This window comes from Herbaspirillum sp. ST 5-3, from assembly GCF_004804275.1.
Lineage (GTDB): Bacteria > Pseudomonadota > Gammaproteobacteria > Burkholderiales > Burkholderiaceae_D > Noviherbaspirillum.
This window is the reverse complement of record NZ_STGI01000029.1, coordinates 1-3455: the sequence shown is the minus strand read 5'-3', so window position 1 is coordinate 3455 and position 3455 is coordinate 1. Positions and strand designations below refer to the sequence as shown.

Here is a 3455-nt window from a genome sequence, read left to right as displayed (position 1 = left end):
GCCCAAGGGCGAGACCATCGCCTACGACAAGCTGCTGCAGGCCTGGAAGGAAGGCCGCGTCAAGTAAACGGCTGAAATACAGCTGAAATAAGCAGTCGAAAAGAGCGGGCGCTATGCCCGCTCTTTCATTTGGGCCCGGCTTGCCGCCATCGCCATTTTTACTCCGCCCAGGCGCGTGCGCGCTCGACCGCACGCCGCCAGGTGGCAATCCGCGCTTGACGCTCCTCATCCGCCATGCGCGGTTCGAAGCAACGATCCATCTTCCACAGCGAAGCAATCTCCTGCTGCGACGACCAGAAGCCGACGCGCAGTCCGGCCAGATAGGCTGCGCCGAGCGCCGTGGTTTCGGTGACCATCGGGCGCACCACCGGCACGCCCAGCACATCGGCCTGGAATTGCATCAGCAAGTCGTTGCGCGAGGCGCCGCCGTCCACGCGCAGTTCGCGCAGGCGCATGCCGGAATCCTTCTGCATCGCATCCAGCACATCCACGCTTTGATAGGCGATGCTCTCGAGCGCGGCGCGCGCGATATGCGCACGCGTCGTGCCACGCGTCATGCCGACGATGGTGCCACGTGCATAGGCGTCCCAGTAGGGCGCGCCCAGTCCGGTGAATGCCGGTACGAAGGTCACGCCATCCGAGTCCGGCACGCTCAGGGCGAGCGCTTCGACATCGGAGGATTGCCGGATGATATTCAGCCCGTCGCGCAGCCATTGCACCGTGGCGCCGGCCATGAACACGCTGCCTTCGAGCATGTAATCGGTGTGCAGATCCTGCTTGCTGCCGAGCGTCCAGCCGATGGTGGCAACGAGGTTGTTGCGCGATGCGATGGCTTGCGACCCGGTATTCATCAGCATGAAGCAGCCGGTGCCATAGGTATTCTTTGCCATGCCGGGACGATGACAGGCCTGCCCGAAGGTCGCGGCCTGCTGATCGCCGGCGATGCCGGCAATCGGGATAGGCGCACCCAGCAGCTCGCTGTGCGTCGTGCCGAACATGGCGCTGCTGGGCAGCACGGTCGGCATCATGCTGCGCGGGATGTCGAGCAGGCCGAGCAGTTCGTCATCCCATTGCAGCGTCTTGATGTTGAACAGCAGCGTGCGCGAGGCATTGCTCGTGTCGGTGACATGCTCGCCGGTCAGCTTGAACGTCAACCAGCTGTCGATGGTGCCAAAAGCAAGCTCGCCACGCTCCGCCCGCGCACGCGCACCGGGAACATGGTCGAGCAGCCAGCGCAGCTTGGTGCCTGAAAAATAGGCATCCAGCACCAGCCCGGTTTTTTCCTGGAAGAGCGCGGCCTTGCCTTGCTCGCTCAAGGCGTCGCATACGTCCGCCGTGCGATGGTCCTGCCACACGATGGCATTGGCGATCGGCTCGCCGCTGCGTTTATCCCACACCACGGTGGTTTCGCGCTGGTTGGTAATGCCGATGGCTGCGATTTCGGCCGCATTCACATCGCACTTGCGCATGACCTCCCGCGTCACCGCGAGTTGCGACTGCCAGATCTCGTTGGCGTCATGCTCGACCCAGCCAGGCTGCGGAAATATCTGGCGGAATTCCTGCTGTGCCGAGCCATGTATTGTGCCCGCGCGATCGAACAGGATGGCACGTGAACTGGTGGTTCCCTGATCCAGGGCGAGAATGAGCTTTTCCATGCGATCACCTTTGTGCGTGAATGCGTGCAAAGGACAGTTCAACAAGAAGCAAGTCGATCACTTCGCGGCTGATGAGCTGCCCTTTGCACGCATGCAAATCTCCAGATATGTATTCTTGGTTCAGTGCTCGCCGACCTTCACGATCTTGAGCGAATTGGTGCCGCCGATCTGTCCCATCGGCTCGCCCCACGTGACCACGATCAGGTCGCCGGGTCGCACCACATGCTTCTCCAGCAGCAGGTTCTGCGCCGCCTGCAGCACGTCCTTGCTTTCGCCCGATTGCACGAGTTCGAAGGAACGCACATTGCGGTAGAGCGCGGACTTGCGCAGCGTTGCGATGCTCGGCGTCAGCGCATAGATCGGGATGTCGATGCTGTGCCGGCTCATCCACAACGTGGTGGACCCGGATTCGGTCAGCGCCACGATCGCCTTGACACGTAAGTGATAGGCAGTAAACAGCGCGCCATAGGCAATCGATTGATCGATGCGGCTGAAACTGGCGTTGAGGAAATCGGTATCGAGCTTGCACACATCCGCTTTCTCCGCTTCCAGGCAAATCGCTGCCATCGCCTCGACCGTCTCCACCGGATACTTGCCGGAGGCTGTTTCGGCGGAAGCCATCACCGCGTCCGTGCCGTCCAATACCGCGTTCGCCACGTCCGATACTTCGGCGCGCGTCGGCACCGCATTGACGATCATCGATTCCATCATCTGCGTCGCGGTGATGGCGAGCTTGTTTGAGGCGCGCGCCATCTTGATCATGCGCTTCTGCAGTGCCGGCACGGCGGCGTTGCCGACCTCCACCGCCAGATCGCCGCGCGCCACCATGATGCCGTCGGAGGCGTCGAGGATTTCCTGCAGCAGCGGGATCGCCTCGGCGCGCTCGATCTTGGCGATCATCAAGGGCTTGCGTTGCTGCGGCTCACCCGCGATGCTGGCAAGCTGGCGCGCCATGATCATGTCGGAAGCATTCTTCGGGAACGACACCGCGATGTAATCCGCGCCGAGCGCGACTGCGGTCTTGATGTCTTCCATGTCCTTCGCGGTCAGCGCCGGCGCCGACAAGCCGCCGCCCTGACGATTGATGCCTTTGTTGTTGGACAGTTCGCCGCCGATCTTCACCGTGGTGTGAATCGCGCTGCCGACGACGGCATCCACGACCAGCACGATCAGTCCGTCATTCAAGAGCAGGATGTCGCCCGGCTTCAGGTCGCGCGGCAACTCCTTGTAATCCAGCCCAACCTGCTGTTCGTTGCCGAGTTCGCATTCGGCGTCCAGCACGAATTTCGCGCCCGCTTCGAGCAGGATCTTTCCATGCTCGAACTTGCCGACACGGATCTTCGGACCTTGCAGGTCGGCCATGATCGCGACTTCGCAGCCGCAGTCCGCCGCAGCTTCGCGCACCAGGCGAGCGCGATCGATATGGTCCTGCGCCTTGCCGTGCGAGAAGTTCAGGCGCACCACATTGACGCCGGCGCGCACCATGCGCGTGAGCGTGGCGAGGTCGCTGGAAGCAGGGCCGATGGTGGCAACAATCTTGGTGGAGCGATCCATGTCAGGCGCTTTCAAAAGGAAACGTTATTTGGCGGACATCAAGGCCACGGTGGTGTCGAGCATGCGGTTGGAGAAGCCCCACTCGTTGTCGTACCAAGAGGACACTTTCACCAAACGGCCGGACACCTTGGTCAGGGTCGAATCGAAGTTGCTCGATGCCGGGTTGTGATTGAAGTCGACCGACACCAGCGGTTCCGTGTTGTAGGTCAGAATGCCCTTCAGCGCGCCGTTGGCGGCATCCTTCAT

2 protein-coding genes and 1 pseudogene are annotated in these 3455 nt (G+C 61.9%); all 3 read right to left on the bottom strand.

The annotated features are described in order from the left end of the window. Nucleotides 1-158: 158 nt before the first annotated feature. A complete protein-coding gene (glpK, locus tag E6W33_RS26805) occupies nt 159-1655 on the bottom strand; it encodes a glycerol kinase GlpK (protein WP_136420436.1) in 1497 nt (498 codons plus the stop codon). Between the two features lie 120 nt (nt 1656-1775). Further along, complete coding sequence (gene pyk / locus E6W33_RS26800; protein WP_136420435.1) at nt 1776-3209, bottom strand: pyruvate kinase; 1434 nt, start codon at nt 3207-3209, stop codon at nt 1776-1778. Nucleotides 3210-3233: 24 nt separating this feature from the next. After that, nucleotides 3234-3455: pseudogene (locus tag E6W33_RS26795) on the bottom strand (erythrose-4-phosphate dehydrogenase); the annotation flags it as partial.

Bases quoted from the DNA above. Each gene is read 5' to 3' on its own strand.
- glpK (WP_136420436.1), bottom strand. From the start codon at position 1,655: ATGGAAAAGCTCATTCTCGCCCTGGATCAGGGAACCACCAGTTCACGT.
- pyk (WP_136420435.1), bottom strand. From the start codon at position 3,209: ATGGATCGCTCCACCAAGATTGTTGCCACCATCGGCCCTGCTTCCAGC.